The organism is Microbacterium sp. 18062 (assembly GCF_902706225.1).
Lineage (GTDB): Bacteria > Actinomycetota > Actinomycetes > Actinomycetales > Microbacteriaceae > Microbacterium.
Window position 1 is genome coordinate 1 of record NZ_CACSKB010000059.1, and the last position, 22,403, is coordinate 22,403.

16 protein-coding genes are annotated in these 22,403 nt (G+C 70.8%); 7 read left to right on the forward strand and 9 right to left on the reverse strand.

Features of this window, described 5'->3' with window-relative positions; all coding sequences use genetic code 11:
- Positions 1-229 precede the first annotated feature (229 nt).
- Positions 230-1,735 (forward strand): DNA repair protein RadA, encoded by a 1,506-nt coding sequence (gene radA, locus GVL03_RS16565; RefSeq protein ID WP_159502115.1) that lies wholly within the window; start codon positions 230-232, stop codon positions 1,733-1,735.
- 332 nt (positions 1,736-2,067) lie between these two features.
- On the opposite strand, the gene GVL03_RS16570 is transcribed toward radA, so the two are convergent.
- The 6 genes from GVL03_RS16570 to GVL03_RS16595 all read right to left on the reverse strand — a co-directional run bounded on the left by GVL03_RS16570 (position 2,068) and on the right by GVL03_RS16595 (position 8,077).
- Positions 2,068-2,478 carry a dehydrogenase gene (locus GVL03_RS16570; protein WP_159502116.1) on the reverse strand — a complete coding sequence of 137 codons (411 nt, stop codon included), beginning with the start codon at positions 2,476-2,478 and terminating at the stop codon, positions 2,068-2,070.
- Positions 2,479-2,619: 141 nt separating this feature from the next.
- Entirely contained in the window at positions 2,620-3,339 is a 720-nt protein-coding gene (locus GVL03_RS16575; RefSeq protein ID WP_159502117.1) for a FadR/GntR family transcriptional regulator, read from the reverse strand.
- Between the two features lie 211 nt (positions 3,340-3,550).
- Positions 3,551-4,324 (reverse strand): 3-oxoacyl-ACP reductase, encoded by a 774-nt coding sequence (locus tag GVL03_RS16580; RefSeq protein ID WP_159502118.1) that lies wholly within the window; start codon positions 4,322-4,324, stop codon positions 3,551-3,553.
- Positions 4,325-4,471: 147 nt separating this feature from the next.
- Positions 4,472-5,830, reverse strand: coding sequence for an aldehyde dehydrogenase (locus GVL03_RS16585; RefSeq protein ID WP_159502119.1), 1,359 nt, complete (start codon positions 5,828-5,830; stop codon positions 4,472-4,474).
- Entirely contained in the window at positions 5,827-6,612 is a 786-nt protein-coding gene (locus GVL03_RS16590) for a gamma-glutamyl-gamma-aminobutyrate hydrolase family protein (RefSeq protein ID WP_159502129.1), read from the reverse strand. Before GVL03_RS16590 ends, GVL03_RS16585 begins: the two co-directional genes overlap by 4 nt.
- A gap of 109 nt (positions 6,613-6,721) precedes the next feature.
- Positions 6,722-8,077 carry a glutamine synthetase family protein gene (locus tag GVL03_RS16595; RefSeq protein ID WP_159502120.1) on the reverse strand — a complete coding sequence of 452 codons (1,356 nt, stop codon included), beginning with the start codon at positions 8,075-8,077 and terminating at the stop codon, positions 6,722-6,724.
- Positions 8,078-8,280: 203 nt separating this feature from the next.
- Between GVL03_RS16595 and GVL03_RS16600 the strand changes: the two genes are divergently transcribed.
- Positions 8,281-9,810, forward strand: coding sequence for an amino acid permease (locus GVL03_RS16600; RefSeq protein WP_159502121.1), 1,530 nt, complete (start codon positions 8,281-8,283; stop codon positions 9,808-9,810).
- Positions 9,811-9,935: 125 nt separating this feature from the next.
- Here GVL03_RS16600 and GVL03_RS16605 read toward each other — a convergent pair whose 3' ends face one another.
- From GVL03_RS16605 to GVL03_RS16615, 3 genes are all read right to left on the reverse strand, one after another.
- Complete coding sequence (locus tag GVL03_RS16605) at positions 9,936-10,622, reverse strand: hypothetical protein (protein ID WP_200847211.1); 687 nt, start codon at positions 10,620-10,622, stop codon at positions 9,936-9,938.
- Positions 10,623-10,999: 377 nt separating this feature from the next.
- Entirely contained in the window at positions 11,000-11,524 is a 525-nt protein-coding gene (locus GVL03_RS16610; RefSeq protein ID WP_159502122.1) for a hypothetical protein, read from the reverse strand.
- Between the two features lie 77 nt (positions 11,525-11,601).
- Positions 11,602-12,105, reverse strand: coding sequence for an amino-acid N-acetyltransferase (locus tag GVL03_RS16615; protein ID WP_159502123.1), 504 nt, complete (start codon positions 12,103-12,105; stop codon positions 11,602-11,604).
- A 189-nt stretch (positions 12,106-12,294) separates the two neighbouring features.
- On the opposite strand from GVL03_RS16615, the gene GVL03_RS16620 reads away from it, so the two are divergent.
- The 5 genes from GVL03_RS16620 (at position 12,295) to GVL03_RS16640 (ending at position 22,383) form a co-directional block, all read left to right on the forward strand.
- Positions 12,295-15,585, forward strand: coding sequence for a DUF2126 domain-containing protein (locus GVL03_RS16620; protein ID WP_159502124.1), 3,291 nt, complete (start codon positions 12,295-12,297; stop codon positions 15,583-15,585).
- Positions 15,582-18,137 (forward strand): circularly permuted type 2 ATP-grasp protein, encoded by a 2,556-nt coding sequence (locus GVL03_RS16625; protein WP_159502125.1) that lies wholly within the window; start codon positions 15,582-15,584, stop codon positions 18,135-18,137. The genes GVL03_RS16620 and GVL03_RS16625 overlap by 4 nt, the downstream gene beginning before the upstream one ends.
- On the forward strand, positions 18,134-19,030 hold the full coding sequence (locus tag GVL03_RS16630) for a transglutaminase family protein (protein WP_159502126.1): 897 nt from the start codon (positions 18,134-18,136) through the stop codon (positions 19,028-19,030). Before GVL03_RS16625 ends, GVL03_RS16630 begins: the two co-directional genes overlap by 4 nt.
- Before the next feature lie 371 nt (positions 19,031-19,401).
- Entirely contained in the window at positions 19,402-20,604 is a 1,203-nt protein-coding gene (locus tag GVL03_RS16635) for a hypothetical protein (protein WP_159502127.1), read from the forward strand.
- A gap of 786 nt (positions 20,605-21,390) precedes the next feature.
- Positions 21,391-22,383, forward strand: coding sequence for a putative zinc-binding metallopeptidase (locus GVL03_RS16640; RefSeq protein ID WP_159502128.1), 993 nt, complete (start codon positions 21,391-21,393; stop codon positions 22,381-22,383).
- Positions 22,384-22,403: the final 20 nt, after the last annotated feature.

The window sequence follows — 22,403 nt, forward strand, 5'->3', positions numbered from 1 at the left end:
GGCGGTATTCCGTGTCCAGGCGCTGGGAAGGAATGAGGCACCAGTCGTCGGATCCGTGGGACGGATGATGCCTCCTGAGCCCCCTGAGGTACCTGAACAGCCCGCAGATCCGACGACTGATGGATTCCCGGCGCCCCCGCCGCGCCCCGGGAGCCCGAACACCCGGCCCGGTGCAGGGATGGGGCGCGGCCCGGGCGACGATGTCGGATGGGGCGCCTAGCCTGGGGGCATGGCCACCCGTCGTCCCGCCCCCGCCCCGTACCGCTGCACCGAGTGCGGCTGGACGACGTCGAAGTGGGCGGGCCGCTGCGGCGAGTGCCAGCAGTGGGGAACCGTGGTCGAGGCCGCTCAGCAGACGGGAGTGCTCCGCAACTTCTCGGCCGTGGCGCCCACCAGCGAGCGCGCCGCGCGGCCGATCACCCGGTTCACCACGGCCGAGTCGCCGCGGCGCCCGAGCGGGGTCTCCGAGTTCGACCGGGTGCTCGGCGGCGGCATCGTGCCGGGCGCGGCGATCCTGCTGTCCGGCGAACCGGGCGTCGGCAAGTCGACCCTGCTGCTCGAGGTCGCGGCCCAGGCGGCGCGCGACGGCCACCGCGTGCTCTACGTGAGCGCCGAGGAGTCCACCGCCCAGGTGCGCCTGCGCGCCGAGCGCACGGGCGCGCTCCACGACGAGCTGTACCTCGCGAGCGAGACCGACCTCGCCACCCTGATCGGGCACGTCGACGAGGTGCGCCCGTCGCTGCTCATCGTCGACTCCGTGCAGACCGTGTCGTCATCGCTGAGCGAGGGCCTCGCCGGGCACCCGAGCCAGGTGCGCGAGGTCGCGGCGACCCTCATCCGGATCGCCAAGGAGCGCGATCTTCCCGTGCTCATCGTCGGGCACGTGACGAAGGACGGCTCGATCGCAGGCCCCCGCCTGCTCGAGCACCTCGTCGATGTGGTCTGCCACTTCGAGGGCGACCGGCAGACGTCGCTGCGATTCGTGCGGGCGCTCAAGAACCGCTTCGGCCCGACCGACGAGGTCGGCTGCTTCGAGATGACCGGCGACGGCATCAGCGAGGTGCCCGACCCCTCGGGGCTGTTCCTGGGCAAAGGCGCTCCGGTCAGCGGCACCTGCGTCACCGTGGCGCTCGAGGGACGCCGGGCGCTGCCGGTCGAGATCCAGGCGCTCGTCATCCCGTCATCCGCCCCGAATCCGCGCCGGGTCGTCAACGGCGTCGAGTCGTCCCGCGTCGCGATGATCCTCGCGGTGCTCGAGCGACGGGCGGGTCTGCGCGTCAGCGAACGCGACGTCTACGTCTCGACGGTCGGCGGGATGAAGCTCACCGAGCCGGCAGCCGACCTCGCCATCGCGCTGGCGATCGCGAGCGCCGCGACCGATCGGGCCATCCGGCACGAGGTGGCCGCCGTGGGCGAGCTGAGCCTGACCGGCGAGATCCGACCCGTCGCGCAGCTCGCCCAGCGCCGCACCGAGGCCGGCCGTCTCGGCTACACGGGGCTCATCGACGCGGGCGTGAACGACCTCGCCTCGGCGCTCGAGCGGCTGGGGCTCCAGCCGCGGGCGGCGACCGGTGCCCCGCAGAGCAGCGAAGCCGCGACGGGCGGTTCGCGCGAGGGTCGCGCCGAGACCACTCGGTCCGTGCGAGAGCACGCGGCGAGGCCTGCGCGAGAACGGGTGGCGCAGCCGACGCCGGCCGGTGCCGTGCTCGACATCGCCGACACTCCCGGCTTCTGAGCCGCGCGCCGGGCCACCGAACGCGCATCGGCATTGAGCCGCACACCCCCTGCGGGTCGGCACCCGGCAGCAGACCGCGTCGTTCCCCGCGCCCCGGTGGTCCGGTAGTCCGGCGGTCCGGCGTCAGCGGTCCGCGGTCCGGCGTGCGCGACCGATGGCCGGTAGCCGTTCGGAACGGCTCGGACGTCCGGGTCAGTCTCTGTGCGGCTGTGCGGGGCATTCCCTGGACCGGAGAAAGCCAGGGCGCTGAGTGAGCCGAAGGCGAGACGAAGCGCCCCCGCGTCCCGGGGTGTCGCTTCTCGCTCAGGGATCGAGGACGGGCGGCTTCCGGGTCAGAGCTCGAGCGCGGCGAGCAGGTCGGCGGGGGTCGCCTGCACCGGATGCGGACCCGCGATGTCGAGGAACACGGTCGTGATCTCGTCGCGATAGGCGGTGAGGAAGGTGCGCAGCCATTCCGGCGATTGCAGACCCACCGCCGGGGGCAGCGTCTCGGGCTTGTGGGCGGCGTCGCTGAACAGCAGCAGCGCGACCTGGCCGTTCTCGGGATCGCGATACGTCCAGACCTCGCCCTGATCGAGGGGGTTGTCGCGGGCACCGGCGCGCATCATCGGCACCACGGTCGGCCCGTGCCGCAGCGCGAAGGCGATGGCGGCCATGTCCTGCGTCTGCAGCGCGTCGGCCAGCGCGGTGTTTCGGAAGTCGATGTCCGGCTCGTCGCGCTTCCTGCTCTTCTTGCCCGCCATCCCTCCAGCGTACGGCCCCGCTCCCGCCCTCGAATCCCACCGATCCCCCGCGGATCGGTCTCTCCCGGTCCCCCGGATCCACACCAGCGCAGGGGGGGACGGGCTCGGCGCCGGGAGACGGGCTCGGCGCCGGAGGACGGCTCAGGAGAGGAAGCCGCGCATCAGGGCCTCGGACGCCGCGAGGTGATCGCGCATCGCGGCGTCCGCCGCATCCGCCCGCCCCGCGAGGATCGCGGTCACGATGCGCTCGTGCTGCGTCTCGGAGTGCTCGATCGTGCGCGGCAGCAGCGGGAACGAGTCGAGCCAGGCGTTCACCCGCGCGCGGCTGTCGGCGATGAGCGGCACGAGCGACGGGATGCCCGCGGCCTCGGCGATCGCGAGGTGCAGCAGCGAGTCCAGCCGGCGATAGTCCTCGAGCGAGGCGGCGCTGGTGGCGGTGAGACGCTTCCAGAGCGCGTCGCGCTCGTCGGCCGACATCGTGCGCTGCGCGGCCGCGCGCGCGGCGCCGGTCTCGACGATGCGGCGCATGCCGAGGACATCGTCGATCTCGGCGGCGTCGACCTCCGCCGGGACGACGGGCCGGGGCAGCGGGTCGGCGACGAACGTGCCGCCGTAGCGACCGCGCCGCGGCACCAGGAACCCGGCGTCGGCGAGCTCGCGGATCGCCTCGCGCACGGTGTCGCGGCTCACCCCGTAGAGCTCCGCGAGGCCGCGCTCGGGCGGGAGCGCCTCGCCCGGAGCGACGACACCGATGCGGATCGCCTGCACGATGCGCGACACCGTGTCCTCGAGGGCGTTCGAACGACGCACCGGCCGGTACACCGCACGGTGCGCCTCGTCCCACGCCCGCTCGTCGCTCATCGCCTTGAGCCTCTCATGAGGCGCGGCTCGACCGGAACCCGGCTCCGTGCGCGGGTCCGGCCGGGCGCGATGCCCGGCCGGACCCGTACGCTCCCCCGGGCCAGGTCAGCGTCTCCGTGCCATCGGGACCCACCACGAGGTGGCGACAATCCCGTCGCCGCCCTCCGTCCCCGCGCCTCACCCCTCGCGCAGGGGCCGAGGACGGGCGATCTCAGAGCGGGGTGACGTAGGCGTTGGTGATGCCGCCGTCGACGACGAAGGCCGTCGCCGTGATGAACGAGGCGTCGTCCGAGGCGAGGAACGCGACCGAGGCGGCGAGCTCGTCGGGCTCCGCGAAGCGACCCATCGGCACGTGCACGAGCCGGCGCTGCGCCCGCTCCGGGTCCTTGGCGAAGAGCTCCTGCAGCAGCGGGGTGTTGACCGGCCCCGGGCAGAGCGCGTTCACCCGGATACCCTGCCGCGCGAACTGCACGCCGAGCTCGCGTGTGAGGGCGAGCACGCCGCCCTTCGACGCCGTGTACGAGATCTGCGAGGTCGCCGAGCCGAGCAGCGCGACGAACGAGGCCGTGTTGACGATCGACCCGTGCCCGGCGGGCACCATGTGCCGCAGCGCGGCGCGCGAGCAGAGGTAGACGCTCTTGAGGTTGACGTCCTGCACGCGCTCCCAGGCCGGCAGCTCGGTCGTCTCGATCGAGTCGTCGTCCGCCGGCGAGATGCCCGCGTTGTTGAACGCGATGTCGACGCCGCCGAGCTCCGCCGCGACCCCGTCGAAGAGCGCGTCGACGGATGCCTCGTCCGCGACGTCCACCGCGCGGAAGACGCCGCCCACCTCGGCCGCCGCCAGCTCCCCCGCGACCGGGTCCAGATCGGCGACGACCACCCGGGCGCCCTCGGCCGCGAAGCGGCGAGCGGTCGCGAAGCCGATGCCGCTCGCGCCGCCCGTGACGATCGCGACACGGTCCTTCAGTCGCTGGGTCAGGTCCATCTCATGTTTCCTCTCGGTGACGGGTAGTCCGTGTCTCGGTTGTGCAGCCTCGCGGCGCCCGAAGCATGCACATATGAGACACGGATGCGGGGGCGGCAGCACCATCCCCATCCCCACCACCGGGGACACGACGGATGTGGGCGGGCATCAGGCGTCCGTCGCGAAGAAGACGTTCTTCGTCTCGGTGAAGTGCTCGGCGGCGTCGGGGCCGAGCTCGCGTCCGAGGCCGGACGCCTTCATCCCCCCGAACGGCGTCCAGTAGCGCACCGACGAGTGCGAGTTGACCGACAGCACGCCGCTCTTGACCGCACGTGACACGCGCACGGCACGGCCGAGGCTCTCGGTCCAGATCGATCCCGCGAGCCCGTAGATCGAGTCGTTCGCGAGCCGGATGGCGTCCGCCTCGTCGTCGAACGGCAGCACCGCCACGACGGGCCCGAAGATCTCGTCGCGCGCGACCCGGTCCTGCGGCTGCGCGAGCACGACGGCCGGCGCGAACCAGAAGCCGTCCCCACCCGGGGCTGTGCCGCGAAGGGCGATGTCCGCGCCGTCGAGGAACGCCGCGACGCCTTCGCGGTGCGAGGCCGAGATGAGCGGCCCCATGTCGACGTCCTCGCGGGAGGGATCCCCCACCCGCCACGCGGAGACGGCCGGCTCCAGCAGTTCCAGGAAGCGGTCGTGGACGGACCGCTGCACGAGGATGCGGCTGCGCGCGCAGCAGTCCTGCCCCGCGTTGTCGAAGACCGCGCCCGGTGCGGCCGCCGCGGCCTTCTCCAGGTCCGCATCCGCGAACACGATGTTCGCGCTCTTGCCGCCGAGCTCGAGCGTGACCGGCTTCAGCATCCGCGCGCACCCCGCGGCGACGTCGACGCCGACCTCGGTCGAGCCGGTGAAGACGACCTTGCGCACGTCCGGGTGCGACACGAAGCGCTGGCCGACGACCGAGCCCGACCCCACGACGACCTGGAACAGTCCCTCGGGAAGGCCCGCGGCGAGCGCGAGCTCTCCGAGGCGCAGAGCCGTGAGGGGGGTGAGCTCGGCGGGCTTCAGCACGACCGCGTTGCCGGCGGCGAGCGCGGGCGCGAATCCCCACGAGGCGATCGTCATGGGGAAGTTCCACGGCACGATGATGCCGACGACGCCGTACGGCTCGTGGAAGGTCACGTCGATGCCGCCCGGCACCGGGATCTGCCGCCCGAGCAGTCGCTCGGGCGCGCCGGCGTAGTAGTTGAGCACCTGCGCGACGTGCGCCGCCTCCCAGCGGGCCGAGCCGATCGGATGCCCGGAGTTTCGCACCTCGAGCCGTGCGAGCTCCTCGACGTGCTCTTCGACCGTGCGGGCGAACGCCCGCAGCGCGTCGGCGCGGGCGCCGGGGGCGAGCGCGGCCCACGCGCGTTGCGCGGCGACGGCGCGGGCGACGGCCGCATCCACGTCCGCCTCCGTCGCGCGGGCGAGCTCGTGGAAGGGCAGCCCCGTCGAGGGGTCGATGACGGTGATGGTGCTCATGCGTCGGCTCCTGCTCGGGCGGATGCGGCGGACGGGATGCGGCCGGCGCGGTGCCCGGATGCGGCGCGGGCGGCGCGGTGCCCGGATGCGGCGGCCACGAGCCCGAGGAACAGCCGCCGATCGGCGGCGTTCTCCTCGGGATGCCACTGCACGGCCACGAGGTACTCGTCGCCCGGGACTTCGAAGGCCTGCACGAGGCCGTCGTCCGTGCGGGCCGTGACGGTCAGCCCCTCGCCGAGCCGGTCCACCCCCTGATGGTGATAGCTGTGCACGCCGAGATCCCCCGCGCCGACCAGCCCCGCCAGTCGCGTGCCGTCGTCGACGACCACGGTGTTCTCCGCGAACACCCCGCCACCGATCCGGTACCGCTCGGTGCCGTACGCGTCGGGCAGGTGCTGGTGCAGTGTGCCGCCGAGCGCGACGTTGATGAGCTGCAGCCCGCGGCAGATGCCGAACACGGGGATCCCCCGCCGCCGCGCACCGCGGACGAGGGCCAGCTCCCACGCGTCGCGGTCGGGTCGCGCCGGATCGGTGAGCGGATGCCGCTTCGCGCCGTAGAGCTCGGGCTGCACGTCGATCCCGCCGGTGAGGATGAGCCCGTCGAGTCCGTCGAGCACCGCCTCGGCCGACCGCTCCGGGCTCGGCTGCGGAGGAAGCAGCACGGCCGCCGCGCCCGACGCGGTCACGGCGTCGACGTACTGCTCCGGGAGGAAGGACGCCCGCACGTCCCACACGCCCTGCTTCGCCCGCTCGAGATACGTGGTGAGGCCGACGACCGGCAGCGCGTCGTCGGGTCGCTCCGCATCCGGCTCTGCGCCCGATCCCCCGGCGCGAGCCGCCGCATCCGCATCCCCGCCCCCGGTCGCTGAGCGAGCGAAGCGAGACGAAGCGTCAGAGTCGTTCGAAGCCACGCACGCGCTCCCAGTCGGTCACGGCGGCGTCGAAGGCTTCCACCTCGATGCGCGCCTGGTTCAGATAGTGCTCCACCACGTCGTCGCCGAACGCCTCGCGGGCGATCCGCGACTCGGCGAACAGCGCAGCGGCCTCGCGGAGCGTCGTCGGCAGGGTGTCGGCCCCCGAGGCGTAGGCGTTTCCGGCAAGGGGGTCCGGCAGCGTCAGCTCGTTCTCGATGCCGTGGAGTCCGCCGGCGATGATCGCCGAGATGGCGAGGTAGGGGTTCACGTCCCCGCCGGGCACCCGGTTCTCGACCCGCAGGCCCGCGCCGTGCCCCACGACCCGCAGCGCGCAGGTGCGGTTGTCGAGGCCCCAGGCGACGCCGGTCGGCGCGAACGAGCCCTTCGCATAGCGCTTGTAGGAGTTGATCGTCGGGGCGTAGAGCAGGGTGAACTCGCGGAGGGTCGCGAGGACGCCCGCGATCCAGTGCTCCATGAGCGGGCTGAAGCCGTGCGCACCGTCCCCCGCCATGACCGGCTCGCCCGCGCTCGAGCGCACCGACAGGTGGATGTGGCAGCTGTTGCCCTCGCGCTCGTCGAACTTGGCCATGAAGGTGAGCGCCTTGCCATGCCGGTCGGCGATCTCCTTCGCCCCGTTCTTGTAGATCGTGTGGTCGTCGGCCGTCGCGAGGGCCTCGCCGTAGCGGAAGGAGATCTCCTGCTGGCCCAGGTTGCACTCGCCCTTCACGCCCTCGCAGTACAGGCCCGCGGCCTCCATCCCGTTCCGGATGTCGCGCAGCAGCGGCTCCAGCCGGGTCGTCGCCAGCAGGTTGTAGTCGACGTTGTAGTCCGTCGAGGCGGTGAGGTCGCGGTATCCCTTGCGCCAGGCATCCCGGTACGTGTCGTCGAAGACGATGAACTCGAGCTCGGTTCCCGCGTAGGCGACGAGATCGCGGTCGGCGAGGCGGTCGCGCTGACGGTTCAGGATGCTGCGCGGTGAGGGCACCACGGGATCGCCCCTCTCCCACCGCAGGTCGCTCATCACGAGCGCTGCGCCGGGCTGCCAGGGGATCCGGCGGAGGGTGAAGACGTCGGGGACCAGCACCATGTCGCCGTAGCCGGTCTCCCAGCTCGACATCGCGTAGCCGTCGACGGTGCCCATGTCGACGTCGACCGACAGCAGGTAGTTGCACGCCTCGGCGCCGTGCGGCAGCACGACGTCGCGCCACATCCGGCCCGAGACCCGCTTGCCGACCAGGCGCCCCTGCGCATCGGGGAAGGCGACGACGACAGTGTCGATCTCGCCCGCGGTGATCGCGGCGTCGAGCTCCGTCACGGTGAGGTTTCCCGGCATCCGTCGTCCTCTCGTCGGCCCGAGGGATCCCGAGCGAACCCACCTTTGCCGACCGCCCGGCGGAGGGGAGTCCCTTCACTGTAACGAGGATTTGATTCTCAAAGGTAGACACAGCATGCCAATAGCCTTCACAATCGTGCGAAACGGCGTGCGCATCGCTGCGCGTCCGGTCACGGCAGCACCCGAAGCCTCACGGAGGATGGATGTCTCAGAGCAGTGATTCACGTCGGGTCGCGGGAGCGACCTACACCCGCGCCGGGAGCGCGTACTTCGAGAAGCGCACGCTCAAGCGGTCGGCGGGCGTGTGGGGGCTGTGGGGCCTCGCGGTCGCGGCGGTCATCTCGGGCGACTTCTCCGGCTGGAACTTCGGCATCGGGTTCGCCGGCTTCGGCGGGATGCTGATCGCCTTCGTCCTGCTCGTGATCATGTACTACGGGCTCACGTTCTCGATCGGCGAGATGGCCGCGGCGATGCCGCACACCGGGGGCGCCTACTCGTTCGCGCGGTCGGCGATGGGCCCCTGGGGAGGCCTCGCGACCGGTCTCGCGGAGTCCATCGAGTACGTCGCCACGACCGCTGTCGTCGTCTACTTCTCCGGCCAGTACGCGGACGCGGCGCTGTCGCTGCTGACGGGGGTGAGCCTGCCGGGATTCGTGTGGTGGCTGATCCTCTACGCCCTCTTCATCGCGCTGAACGCCGCGGGCGCGGCGATCTCGTTCGGCTTCGCGATCGTGGTGTCGCTCATCTCGATCGGGATCATCGTGGTCTTCGGCGCCATGGCGGTCTTCTCCGGCGGTTTCAGCTGGGACGCCCTGTGGGACATCGCGCCTGATCCGGGCCAGTCGGCGTTCCTGCCGTTCGGGATCGGCTCGATCCTGCTGGCACTGCCGTTCGCGATGTGGTTCTTCCTCGGCATCGAGGAGCTTCCGCTCGCGGCCGAGGAGTCGCGCGACCCGTCCCGCGACATCCCCCGCGCCGGGCTCTGGGCGCGCGGAACCCTGATCGTCACGGGGCTCATCGTGCTCTTCCTGAACACCGGGGTTCTTGGCGCCGAGGCGACCGGCGGCTCGCTCGAGCCCCTGCTCGACGGCTTCCGCGTCATGGTCGGCGACCAGGCCGCGGCGGTCCTTGCGCTGCTGGCGCTCATCGGCCTGCTCGCGTCGCTCATGGGCATCATGTTCGCCTACGGACGCAACATGTACTCGCTCTCGCGCGCCGGCTACTACCCGCGCTGGCTCTCGCTGACGGGCAAGAGCAAGACGCCGTGGGTCGCGCTCGTGTTCGGCGCCGTCATCGGGTTCCTCGCGCTGGTGGTCGTGCAGGCGGCGGGCGGCGACGCCAGCCCGGCGGGTGCGATCGTGCTCAACATCGCGGTGTGGGGCGCGGTGCTCGCGTACTTCCTGCAGATGGTCTCGTTCATCGTGCTGCGGCGGAAGTTCCCCGATGTCGCCCGCCCCTACAAGAGCCCGTGGGGCCTGTTCGGCGCGTACTCGGCGGCGATCATCGCCGCGATCGTGTTCCTGGGGCTGCTGTTCAACTCGGCGTATCTGCTCGCGATCGTCGCCATCATCGTGGTCTACGCCGTGATCTTCATCGGCTTCGCGGTCTACGGACGCAAGCGCCTCGTGCTCTCGCCCGAGGAAGAGTACGCGCTCTCCGGCGGCGTGCACGGCAACCCGCAGCGGGAGGGCTACGACGCGATGGAGACCGAGCTCTTCGACGGCACGAAGTAGCCCGGGAGCGGGGTTCCGGATGCGGCGGCCCCGGCCGCATCCGGAACTCGGGGAACGGGCTCCGCAACCCTTCGTCTCGGAGCGTTGCTCCTCGATCAGGAACCGACCCCGGGGAGACTCCCGGATCAGTCGAGCTGGAACTGCGCCGTGCTGGTCGAGGGGATGCCGCCGATCGCGACCGCGAGATGGTACGACGCACCGCCGCCCGGCGCCCGCTCGCGACCGGCGTCGTCGCAGGAGTCGACAGAGGAGCGCGTACGGTCCCAGGTGATCGGGCTCGCGCTGGTCACGGTCTGGCCGGCCACGACCGTCACGACGGTGTCGCTCGGCTCGCTCTGACAGTCGGTCGAGCGCCAATAGGTGTCGCTCCCGCTCGTGATGATGAACGACTGGGTGCTGGTTCCCACGTTCATCGCGCAGTCCGCGCCCGAGGTGTTCGTGAGCCGGATCGACAGCTGCGGGTTCTGATCGGCCGCGTAGCTCGTCTGATCCGTGACGGCCTCGACCGCCACGTCACCGACGGCGCACTCGGGGAGCTCGGTCGATTCGGCCGCATCGTCTGTGGTCTCTTCGGCCGCCTCACTGGCCGCAGCCTCGGCCGCCGCGGCATCCTCGTCGGTGGCGGTGGGCGTCGGCGTCGCGGCGGGCGAGGAGGTCGTCGGCGCGGGGACGGCCGTCTCGGCACCTCGCCACGGCTGTGCGATCAGCAGCCACACGACCGCGATCACCACCAGAAGCGCGACGACCAGCACGAGACGCCGACGTCGGTAGACAGCGGGGGAATGCCTGCGTCGACGTGCGGGAGTGCTCACCGCTCCAGGCTAAGCGGGGCGCCACCGGGGGACGGATGCGGCGCGCCCGGGCGCTGCATCCGCTCAGAGAGTCTTCAGCATCCGGGTCTCGCCGAGCGTGTTCGGCTCGCCGATGCTCCGGGTCTGCCGTTCATCTGCCGCATCCGGTCGTCATCATCGCGGATGGGTCGCCGGTCGTCGGATCTGTGGGGCTGATGACGTCTCGTGAGGCGCGTCGAGGTACCCATCCGGCCTTCGATCCGACGACCGGGCACAGCACGCACGCTCCGTGTCGCCGCACGCATGCTCCGTGTCTCAGTTGTGCAGCGCGAGGCCGTCCCGTACCTGCACGAGTGAGACATGGAGGAGAACTCCCTCTTCCCGGGCAGACTTCCACGTCAATGCGAGCCGAGCACGACCTTCAGCACCGAGGCGGCCACGCCCACCGCCGCCAGCACGAAGCCCACGAGGAAGGTGCGCAGCGAAGGCCGACGGCCTCTGATCCGTTCGATGACGAACCCCGTGAGCGCCAGCCTCAGGATGCAGTATGCCTCGGCGGCGATCTGTGCCCACAGCCCCGGAGCGTCGCCGAGCCACGCCAGACCGAGGATGGCGGCCGGGACGACCCCGCTCGTGAGCACCGGCAACGAGTCCCGCAACTCGCTGCGCAGCTCGCGTATCTCGAGCGGCTCGTCGTGACGGGCACGCATCCCGGCGGACTCGGCGAGCACGTGCGCCACATAGGTGGTCAGCGAGGCTCCCAGCACGATCGCGAAGCTCAGCCCGCTCTCGGCGTTGTCGCGCGTGAGCGGGATAACCGCGGCGAGCGCCACCACCGTGCCGTACACGTATGCGGTGATCCTGCTCGCCGCGCGCTCGCGAGGAAGCTCCGCTCGTCGTCCGAGGCGTGACCGTGCGTTCATGGCTGCACCGTACCGATGATCCCTATGCCGCGGATCGGTCGGACATACGGATGCGGCGCGCCCGGGCGCCGCATCCCTCAGAGGGTCTTCAGCATCCGGGTGTTGCCGAGCGTGTTCGGCTTCACGTGCGCGAGGTCGAGGAACTCGGCGATGCCCTCGTCGGGGCTGCGGACGAGCTGCGAGTAGACGTCCGGGTCGACGACGTGCTCGCCGATCGGCGCGAAGCCGCGGCGGGTGAAGAAATCGACCTCGAACGTGAGGCAGAAGAGGCGCTTGAGGCCCAGCGTGCGGGCGCTCTGCTCCAGCCCCTCGACGATCGCGCGGCCGACGCCGCGGTGCAGCCACTCGTCCGAGACGATGAGCGTGCGGATCTCGCCGAGGTCGTCCCACATGACGTGCAGGGCGCCGCATCCGATGAGCCGGCCGTGCTCGTCCTCGGCCACCTGGAACTGCTGCACCGCCTCGTAGAGCACGACGATGTCCTTGCCGAGCAGGATCCGTCGCTGCACGTACGGCTCCAGCATCCGGTGGATGCCGCGGATGTCTGAGGCCCGGGCCGCCCGTACGGTGAACTCGCTCACCCTTCCAGCCTAGGCGCCTCTCCCCTGACCGCGAGAAACCACATCCGGAGCGAGACGCAGCAGGATGCGCGATGTCTCGTGCGGGATGTGGTTTCTCGCGAGCGGAGCACAGCCGGACCGGAGCGGAGCACAGCCGGAGCGGACCCGCACCGTAACCCACCGGCAACAGGGATCGACCAAGCTGAGCACATGTCGATCAAGGTCGCGCTCGAGCACTACACCGGCTACGAGTTCGCACACCCCGTCAAAGTCGCCCCGCACACCGTGCGGCTGCGACCCGCTCCGCACTCGCGCACCCCCATCGAGGCGTACTCGCTCGAGGTGAGCCCGGCGAACCACTTCGTCAACTGGCAGCAGGACCCCTTCGGCAACTGGCTGGCCCGCATCGTCTTCCCGGAGAAGGTCGACCGGCTCGAGATCACGGTGGGCCTGGTCGCCGACATGATGGTGATCAACCCGCTCGACTTCTTCGTCGAGGAGTACGCCGAGCGCTTCCCCTTCGCCTACGCGCCCGAGCTCGCCGCCGACCTCGCGCCGTACCTCCGCCCGGTCGAGGGCAGCGACGCCGCCGACGACTGGCGCCGCGGGCGCATCGACCTGCCGCCCGAGGGGATGCCGACCGTGCTGTTCCTCGCGGCGCTCAACCGCGCGGTGCACGCGAAGGTCGCCTATTCGGTGCGCATGGAGCCCGGCGTCCAGGCCCCCGACGAGACGCTCGCCCGCGGAATCGGCTCGTGCCGCGACAGCGCGTGGCTGCTCGTGAGCCTCCTCCGCCGCTACGGGCTCGCGGCGCGCTTCGTGTCGGGCTACCTCGTGCAGCTCGCGAGCGACCAGGCCTCGCTCGACGGCCCGAGCGGGCCCGCGGCCGACTTCACCGACCTGCACGCGTGGGCGGAGGTGTATGTCCCCGGGGCCGGCTGGATCGGCCTCGACGCGACGAGCGCGCTGTTCGCCGGAGAAGGGCACATCCCGCTCAGCGCGACGCCGCATCCCTCCTCCGCCGCACCCATCTCCGGCGCGACCGACCCGGTCGAGGTGACGTTCGCCTTCCGCAACGAGGTGCGCCGCATCCACGAGGACCCCCGCACCACGAAGCCCTTCACCGCCGAGCAGTGGCAGCGCATCGACGCGCTCGGCGAGGCCGTCGACGAGCGGCTGCGCCGCGGCGACGTGCGCCTGACCCTCGGCGGCGAGCCGACGTTCGTCGCCCTCGACGACGCGACGAGCGCCGAGTGGAACACGGATGCCGACGGCCCGCGCAAGCGCGAGCTCGCGAACCTGCTCGCCGAGCGCCTGCGGCAGACGTACGCCCTCGGCGGCGTCGTGCACCGCGGCCAGGGCAAGTGGTACCCGGGCGAGCCCCTGCCGCGGTGGAACATCGCCCTGCAGTGGAGCACCGACGGGGAGCCGCTCTGGGGCGATCCGGCGCTTCTCGCCGACCCGTGGGGAGAGCGGACGGATGCGGACGCCCCCGCGCACGCCGAGGCCCTCGCCGCGCGGGTGACGGCGCTGCTGGGACTCCCTGCCGGCCAGCTGCTGCCCGCGTTCGAGGACCCCCTCGCCCGCCTCGCGGCCGAGCTGCGCGAGCCCGCGGGCCCCCGCCCGGGCGACCCCGAGCCCGCCGCGTCCGACGTCGGCGACCTGGATGCGACCGAGACCCGCCCGACCGGCTGGGTGCTGCCGCTGACGACCGACGGCGCATGGACGAGCCCCGCCTGGCGGTTCCGCCGCGGGCGGCTCGTGCTCCTTCCCGGCACGAGCGCGGTGGGCCTGCGGCTGCCGCTCGACGCGATCTCGTGGACGGATCCCGACGGCCCCGGGGAGCCGAGCTACCTCGAGGCGGGCCCACCGCTGGTCGCCGGCATCCCGGCGGTCGAGGTCATCGACGCCGAGGGCGCGCCCACGACCGCGCTCGCGTTCGAGGCGCGCGAGGGCCACGTGCACGTGTTCCTCCCGCCGACGCAGCGGCTCGAGTCGTATGCGAGCCTGCTGCGGGTGATCGAGCAGGCGGCGGCCGACATCGGATGCGGTGTCGTGCTCGAGGGCTACGGGCCTCCGCCGGACGCCCGCCTCACCCAGCTCGTCGTGACCCCGGATCCCGGGGTCATCGAAGTGAACGTGCAGCCGACCTCGTCGTGGGCCGAGCAGCGCGACCTGACCGTCACCCTCTATGCGGAGGCACGGCGGGCGCGCCTGTCGACCGAGAAGTTCGACCTCGACGGCACGCACACCGGAACCGGCGGCGGCAACCACATCACCCTCGGCGGCAGCACGCCGATCGACTCGCCGCTGCTGCGCCGCCCCGACCTGCTCGCGAGCCTCGTGGCGTATTGGCAGCGGCACCCGAGCCTGTCGTACCTCTTCTCCGGGCGCTTCATCGGCCCGACCAGCCAGGCGCCGCGCTTCGACGAGGGCCGCCCCGAGGCGGTGTACGAGATGGAGATCGCGCTGCAGGAGATCCGCCGGCTCACCGCCGGGAGCGCCGCGAACACCGAGGACGGCGAAGGCACCGAGCCCCGGCCATGGCTGGTCGACCGTGCCCTCCGGCACCTGCTCACCGACCTCACCGGCAACACGCACCGCGCGGAGTTCTGCATCGACAAGCTCTACAGTCCCGACTCGAGCCGCGGCAGGCTGGGGCTGCTCGAGCTCCGCGGATTCGAGATGCCGCCGCATCCCGAGCTCGCCCTCGTGCAGGCGCTTCTCGTCCGCAGCCTCGTCGCGATGTTCTGGGAGAAGCCGTTCACGGCCCCCCTCGTGCGGTGGGGCACGGCGCTCCACGACGACTTCCTGCTGCCGCAGGGAGCGAGCCGCGACGCCGCGGAGGTCGTCGCGGACCTGCGCGCCCACGGCATCGACTTCGACGCGACCTGGCTCGACTCGTTCACGGAGTTCCGCTTCCCCCGCATCGGAGTGACGTCGCTGACCACGCCGTCGGGTGCGCCCGTCCACCTGGAGCTGCGCCAGGCGATCGAGCCGTGGCACGTGCTCGGCGAGGAGGCCACCTCGGGCGGCACCGCGCGGTACGTGGACTCTTCGGTCGAGCGGGTGCAGGTGACGGTGCAGGGCATCGATCCCGACCGCCATCTCGTCGCCTGCAACGGTGTGGCGGTGCCGCTGACTCCCACCGGGAGCCACGGCGAGTACTACGCGGGCGTGCGCTATCAGGCGTGGCAGCCGTGGTCCGCGCTGCATCCGTCGATCGAGGTGCAGGCGCCGCTCACCTTCGAGGTCGTCGACATCCCCTCGGCGACGAGTCTGGGCGGTGCGACGTACCACGTCGTGCATCCGGGCGGACGGGCGTACGAGCATCCGCCGGTCAACGCGAACGAGGCCGAGGCCCGCCGATCCGGTAGGTTCGAACAGCGCGGACACACCTCCGGCGCGTTCGATGTCGCGGCTGCCCGAGCCGCCGGACGCCGGGGCACGACGACCGACTACCCGCGCACCCTGGACCTGAGGAGGGTCCCCCCGGCGTGAGTGTGCTCCGTGACTACGTCAACGCCGTGTCGCAGCCGACCCTGCCGTTCGCCGGGTCGGATGCCACCGCGTTCGACGGGAGCGCGTTCGACGGCGGTGCGCGCTACGACGAGCTGGTCGGCGCCGATGGGAGCCTCCGCCTCGCTTGGCGCGGCATGGCCTCGCTCGCACTCGCGCTGACCCCCGGCGAGCTCGACCGCGTCACCGGCGAGATCGACCGCTTCCTCGCCGACGACGGCGTGACGTACGTGACCCCGGATGCGGGCGCACGGCCCTGGCGCCTGGACCCGATGCCGCTGATCATCGACGCACCCTCGTGGGCCAAGCTCGAGCTCGGCCTCGCCCAGCGCGCCGAGCTGCTGAACGAGCTGCTCGCCGACCTGTACGGGCCCCGGCGGCTGCTGCGCGACGGCGTGATCCCGGCGGCATCCGTCTTCGCGCACTCCGGCTTCGTCCGCGCGGCGGGCCATCCCGGATCCGCGCCGCAGCCGCTGATCCTCTCCGCCGCGGACCTCGGGCGCGACGCCGACGGCGAATGGCACGTGCTCGCCGACCGGGTGCAGGCGCCGTCGGGGCTCGGGTTCGCGATGGAGAACCGGCGCGTCGTCTCACAGGTGCTGCCGGAGCTCTACCAGGAGAGCGACCTGCACCGGCTCGAGCCCTACATCGCGGCGCTGCGCGAGTCGCTCGTCGCCTCGGCGCCGGACGGCGTCGACGAGCCGCGCGTCGTCGTGCTCTCGCCCGGGACGAGCTCCGAGACCGCGTTCGACCAGGCCTTCATCGCGAACGCGCTCGGGTTCCCGCTCGTGCAGGGCAGCGACCTCGTCGTGCGGGACGGCTACGTGTGGATGAAGCCGGCACGCTGGCCGCACACCCGGCCGCGCGAGCGGGTCGATGTGATCCTGCGCCGGGTGGATGCCGAATGGTGCGATCCGCTCGAGCTGCGCGCCGACTCCCGGCTCGGCGTCGCCGGCCTCGCCCAGGCGGTGCGACGCGGCCGCGTGCGTCTCGCGAACGGGCTGGGCGCGGGCGTGCTGGAGAACCCGGCGCTGATGCCGTTCATGCCGGCGATCTGCGAACGGCTGCTCGGCGAGCAGCTGCGCCTGCCCTCGGTGCCGACCTGGTGGTGCGGAGATCCGGACTCCCGCGCCGCCGTCCTCGCACGCCTCGCCGACGGTGACCCGACGCTCGCGATCCGCGCGATCGATGGCACCCGGGCGGCGCTCGAGGGACTCTCCCCTCGGGAGCTCGCCGACCGCATCCGTGCCGAGGGGCACCGGTACGTCGGCCAGGATCTGCTCGCGCTCTCGCAGGCTCCGGTCTGGCGCCGCGGCGACGGGGCGGATCCCCGCCCGATCGCGCTGCGCACGTTCGCGCTGCGCCACGGATCCTCCTATCGCCCGCTCGTCGGGGGGCTCGCCACCGTGAGCGACCGGGTCACGGGCGAGACGGTTCCGACGACCAAGGACGTCTGGGTGCTGAAGGCGGCCGAGGCCGACCTCGACCAGGGTCTGGGCGACCTCGCGCCGAGCGCCGCTGGACGTACCGTGTCGGAGCTCGCCCCGCGCGCGCTCGAGGACATGTTCTGGGCCGGGCGCTACGCCGAGCGCGCCGAGGACTCGTTGCGGCTCGTGCTCACCGCGCAGCAGCAGTTCGAGTACGCCAGCCGCACGCGCGGCGGCATCGCGGGGGCACGCGCCCTGCATGGCGCGCTCGTGCAGCTGTCGGGAGCCGGCGTCGCCGACCCCGAGGACGAGTTCCGGCGGCTCCTGCTCGACACTGGCCGCCCCGGCACGGCCGCGCACTCCATCGTGCGGCTCCGCGCGGCGCTCGAGGGCGTGCGCGATCAGCTGTCCGGCGACACCTGGCGGGTGTTCTCGGCGATCGACCGAGCCCGCAAGGCGCTCGCGGGCTCGGAGCGCGCGCATCGCACCGCCGAGTCGGGCGGGCGGATGCTGACCGCCATCCTGTCGTTCCAGGGCGTCACCGCGAGCATGATCCGCGATCCCGGCTGGCACATGATCGAGGCGGGCCGGGCCCTCGAACGCGCGCTGCAGGTGTGCCGGCTGCTCGCGACGACCGCCGTCGAGCGCCGCGACTACCGTGCCGACCGGAGCGTGCTGGAAGCGCTCCTGACCGCATCCGAGAGCATCGTCACCTACCGCCGCCGCTACCAGGGGTCGGTGCGGATCGCCGACGCGCTGGAGCTTGTGCTGCTCGACCCCGAGAACCCGCGCTCGGTCGCGTTCTGCCTCGAGGCGCTCCGCACGCACCTGGCGGCGATGCCCGCCTCGACCGGGTCGAGCCGCCCCGAGCGCCTCGTCGACCACCTGATCCAGAGCCTGGAAGCGGTCGAGGTCGCGGACCTCGTCACGACGGTGGACCTCGCCGCGGAGCGCCGCCGCATCCATCTCGAGGACTTCCTCGCCGACACGATCGCCCGGCTCGCGCAGATCGGCGAGTCGATCGAGCAGGTGCTCTTCGAGGCGGGACCGCCGCCGCTGGCGCTCTCGGCGCTGTCGCTCGTCGAGGAGATGGAGGCGTCCGCATGAGATACCGCGTCTGGCATCGCACGGCCTACACGTACAGCGGACCCGTGCAGGACAGCGTGGGACTGTTCCACCTCGTGCCACGGCAGCTGCCGTGGCAGGAGATGGGCGATCACACCGTCACGCTCGACCCCGACCCGGGCGCCGCCGACCGCGAGCTGGACTACTTCGGCAACGCGCTCACGTACTTCCACCTGACGGATCCGCACGGCAGTCTCGTGATCGAGGCGACGAGCGAGGTGACCGTGCTCACACCCGTGTACGACGAGGACGCCCTGGCCCAGCCCTGGGAGCGAGCCCGGCCGACCGCGCATCCGGATGCTGCCGGCGCGTGGGCGACGACGGAGTTCGCGCTGGAGTCGCCGCGCGCTCGGCATGCCGAAGGCGTCGCGGAGTACGCGGCGGCATCCCTGACCCCTGGGCGTCCCGTCGGCGAGGCCGTCACAGACCTCATGCACCGCATCCACGCCGACTTCGCCTACGACAGCACGGCGACGACCGTCACCAGCACCGTCGCCGATGTGCTCGCGACGCGCGCCGGCGTCTGCCAGGACTTCGCGCACCTCGCCCTCGCCTGCCTGCGCAGCCACGGCGTCGCCGCGCGCTACGTGAGCGGATACCTCGCCACCCGGCCCGCGCCCGGCAAGGACCGCGTGTTCGGCGCGGACGCCTCGCACGCGTGGATCGCCGTGTGGCTGCCCGGCACCGAGGAGTGGCTCGCGATCGACCCGACCAACGACCAGTGGGCGAACGACCGGTACGTCACGGTCGCCTGGGGCCGCGACTACGGCGACGTCTCGCCCGTGAAGGGCATCATCTTCACGAAGGCGAAGAAGTCGACCCTGAAGGTGTCCGTCGACGTCGCGCCGCTCGAGGGGCGGCGTGAAGTGCTATGACCACACATCGCCGCATTTACAGAGCAGGAGGTTGTCCATCACCGACGGCGGTGGGACGGACCCGTAGATGGGCCTAACGCTTCGAGGGAGAGCAACTGGGACAGCGGCTCATAGGGCCACTGCGCTGCCCCCGCGGTGGCTGCTGGATTGTCGTGATCGGCGACAAGGCGCTCGGGAAATGTCGGATAAACCCTGAGGTTACATGTTCTCCGTATCTGGCAGATAAGATGACGCCTATGGAGTGCATATCAACGATTGGGAGGGTGTCGATGCGTCGCAAGAAGTAGGGGATGCGTGCCGGAGTTTGCATAATTGGCGGTTTACTCACAGTCGGAGTGGCAATCCCAGCTAACGCAAATGGAGCGGAGACGGTGAACGTCTCACCTGATTCACCGGTCGGGGAAAGTGCTTCTATTGAGAGGGCTGAGGTTGCGGTCGATGCACTCGAGCTCCCTGTCATCCCCGGCGAGATGCTTTCATTTGCTTCGAGCCTGCAGGATACGTTCGGTACCGATGATCGCTTCAGCGCGGTAGAGATCAGTCGCGATCGCACTGAGGTTATCGTTTGGTGGCACGGAGATCCGTCTGAGGCGCTGGCGCAGAAACTGAAGGAGTCACCCGTGGCGGTGCGGATAAGCGGCACGGTACTGGTACCAGGAGATCTGCGCCGAGCCGCCGAAACAGCACTCGCAAGTGGCTCCGTTTCATCGGTGGCGCCCGAGAAAGACGGGACTGGATTGACCATCACTTTCGATGAGAAGCAGGACCGTTCGATCTCAGCGGACGCTATGAGTTCTTTGGAGTCCGATCTCGGGGTACCAATCACACTTTCTGACCACGCCGCTCCAGTTCCGGCCGCACGTCAAGCGGATCTGTACGGGATGGGAGGAGCGCGCGTTTGGCGATATTCGAGCGGGTCGCTCACAAACGCCTGCACAACAGGATTCGCAGTAACTAAGAGCGGTCAATCGGGAGTTATGTTCGCGGCACATTGTGCCAACAGTGGCGACCAGACTGTCATGTGGCCCAATAACACGGGCTCGACGGTCTACTACTACGGCAACGATGGGATCGTCGATTCGTGGGTTTCCACTTACGACGCCGCGGTAATCAAGACTGCTTCGAACACCGGCGCGGTCTACACCGGCGCCTGGAACAGTGCGCAAGGCATCCTGATTAAGGGCGCTTCGAACGTGCCGATCGGAACAGAGCTCTGCTATTCGGGTTCATACTCGGGATTCATCTGCGGCAACGTAGTGACGCAGACGGGGTTGTCCTATAGTCTTAGCGGCGTTAACGGGGCAGCGGTCAACGTGCAAGCTGCTGTCAGAACCGACCAGGCCAACGGCACGCCCGCTGTTGGTCAGGGTGACAGCGGCGGCCCGGGCGTAATCCCCGTGCTCATCAACGGCACGGCCTCCATCGTCGCAGGAACGATCATCTCTGCGATTCCAGGGGGGTCTGGTAGTACCTGCTCGGGGATCTCGGATGGCAGACTGTGCAGTTCGACCGGCTTCTCCACTTTGGTCACCGGCGCGCTCGCAGCAACTGGTTGGTCGATCAAAGTCGAGTAGTAGATGAGAGGGCGGCTGCCGCCAACAGCCGCCCTCTCATGTCGCCAGGAGGAAAAGAATGGCGCCGCTCACGAGGAGACTGATGACACATGAGCCAAGTATCACCGTCACGGCGCGAAGGGGAGTCTTCACGAGAGCCAAGGTTGCCGCGAGCGAAACAAGCGCAACAATAGCGATCCCCGCCAAGGCGATTCCCCAGCGATCTAACAGGAAACAGTTGCCCCGGTTCATGGTGAGCAGCGGTGCGCACACCTCAGGCGCTCTATGAGCGACGGTGAGAAAAACGAGTGAAGCGATAGCCGCGGTTGTCCAGATTGGCCAGGAGAGCCTTGCTGTCATCCGTCGCTCGCCGCGAGGAGATGCCACAGTTCACCTTCTTCTCAGAACAGTCATTCGACTCGGGGGCTATTCAACAGGTTATACCGCTAAGGACAGCGCTTGAGCATGAAGCCTCGGGAGAATGATCTCTCGGACTTCAGGCGGGGGTGGCCGGGTCGCGGCTGCCGCCTATGAGGAGCATTCCGAGTCGGTGGGCGTCGTCGTTGCGGAAACCCCGGACGACGCGGCTGGCACGTTCGACGAGGCCGTTCAGGGCCTCGCTGCCGCCGGTTGACGACTCTTCGGACTCTGGGGGCTGGGTCGCGTGACGAGGATGTCAGGCCGGCCGAAAGTCACGCCATCCATCCTGAGCACCACGGCACGCACCGTCCGCCCGGTCGTCTACCGCGCGAGTCCCGCCGCCGCCACCCCATCCCCCACGATCCGCCCGCGTGGCAGGATCGCGGTGTGAAGGCCTACCGCTGTCGCGTGTGCGGCAATGCCCTGTACTTCGAGAACTCCGTCTGCGTGTCGTGCGGCACCGGCCTCGGATACTCCCGCGGCGAGCGCGAGATCGTGCCGGTCGACGAGAACGGCGTCTACGTCGATGCGGAGGGCTGGATCTGGCACGTCTGCCGCAACCTCGGCCTCTCCGGCTGCACCTGGCTCGCCCCGCTCGCCGGCGGCCAGTGCGTCAGCTGCGACCTGACCCGCACCCGTCCGAACGACGCGGATGCGGCGGGCCTGGCGAACTTCCCCGTCGCCGAGCGCGCGAAGCGCCACCTCGTCGCCGAGCTCGACGCCCTGGGCTTCCCGGTCGTGGGCAAGAACGAGGATCCGATCAACGGCCTCGCCTTCGATCTGCTCTCCAGCACCGCGCAGCAGGTGCTGATCGCGCACGCCGACGGCGTGATCACGATCGACCTCGCCGAGGGCGACGACTCGCACCGCGAGCGCGTGCGCCGGCAGCTCGCCGAGCCCTACCGCACGATGCTCGGGCACTTCCGGCACGAGGTGGGGCACTACTACGAGTGGCAGCTCGTGGAGCGGAGCGGCGACGACGCCCTCGTCGCACGGGTGCGCGACCTCTTCGGCGACGAGACCGCCGACTACCAGGAGTCCGTCGATCGCCACTATGCCGAGGGACCGCCGCCCGCCTGGCCCTCGGACTTCATCTCCTCGTACGCCACGATGCATCCGTACGAGGACTTCGCCGAGACCTGGGCGCATTACCTGCACATCTGCGACACGATCGAGACCTCGGTCGAGTACGGCCTCGTGCGGGCCGCGGACCTCATCGGCCGAGAGCGCTTCCGCGACCTCGTGACCGAGGTCTGGGTCCCCCTGTCGACCGCACTCAACCTCGTGAACCGCTCGATGGGCGCCGACGACCTCTACCCGTTCGTCATCGCCCCGCACGTGCTCGACAAGCTCGACGTCGTGGCGTCGCTGCGCCCCTGACCCGGAAGCCCCGTCCCACC

What these genes read in the sequence shown, in the direction of transcription:
- radA (WP_159502115.1), top strand. Translation starts at nt 230, where the DNA reads ATGGCCACCCGTCGTCCCGCCCCCGCCCCGTACCGCTGCACCGAGTGC.
- GVL03_RS16570 (WP_159502116.1), bottom strand. Translation starts at nt 2,478, where the DNA reads ATGGCGGGCAAGAAGAGCAGGAAGCGCGACGAGCCGGACATCGACTTC.
- GVL03_RS16575 (WP_159502117.1), bottom strand. Translation starts at nt 3,339, where the DNA reads ATGAGCGACGAGCGGGCGTGGGACGAGGCGCACCGTGCGGTGTACCGG.
- GVL03_RS16580 (WP_159502118.1), bottom strand. Translation starts at nt 4,324, where the DNA reads ATGGACCTGACCCAGCGACTGAAGGACCGTGTCGCGATCGTCACGGGC.
- GVL03_RS16585 (WP_159502119.1), bottom strand. Translation starts at nt 5,830, where the DNA reads ATGAGCACCATCACCGTCATCGACCCCTCGACGGGGCTGCCCTTCCAC.
- GVL03_RS16595 (WP_159502120.1), bottom strand. Translation starts at nt 8,077, where the DNA reads ATGCCGGGAAACCTCACCGTGACGGAGCTCGACGCCGCGATCACCGCG.
- GVL03_RS16600 (WP_159502121.1), top strand. Translation starts at nt 8,281, where the DNA reads ATGTCTCAGAGCAGTGATTCACGTCGGGTCGCGGGAGCGACCTACACC.
- GVL03_RS16610 (WP_159502122.1), bottom strand. Translation starts at nt 11,524, where the DNA reads ATGAACGCACGGTCACGCCTCGGACGACGAGCGGAGCTTCCTCGCGAG.
- GVL03_RS16620 (WP_159502124.1), top strand. Translation starts at nt 12,295, where the DNA reads ATGTCGATCAAGGTCGCGCTCGAGCACTACACCGGCTACGAGTTCGCA.
- GVL03_RS16630 (WP_159502126.1), top strand. Translation starts at nt 18,134, where the DNA reads ATGAGATACCGCGTCTGGCATCGCACGGCCTACACGTACAGCGGACCC.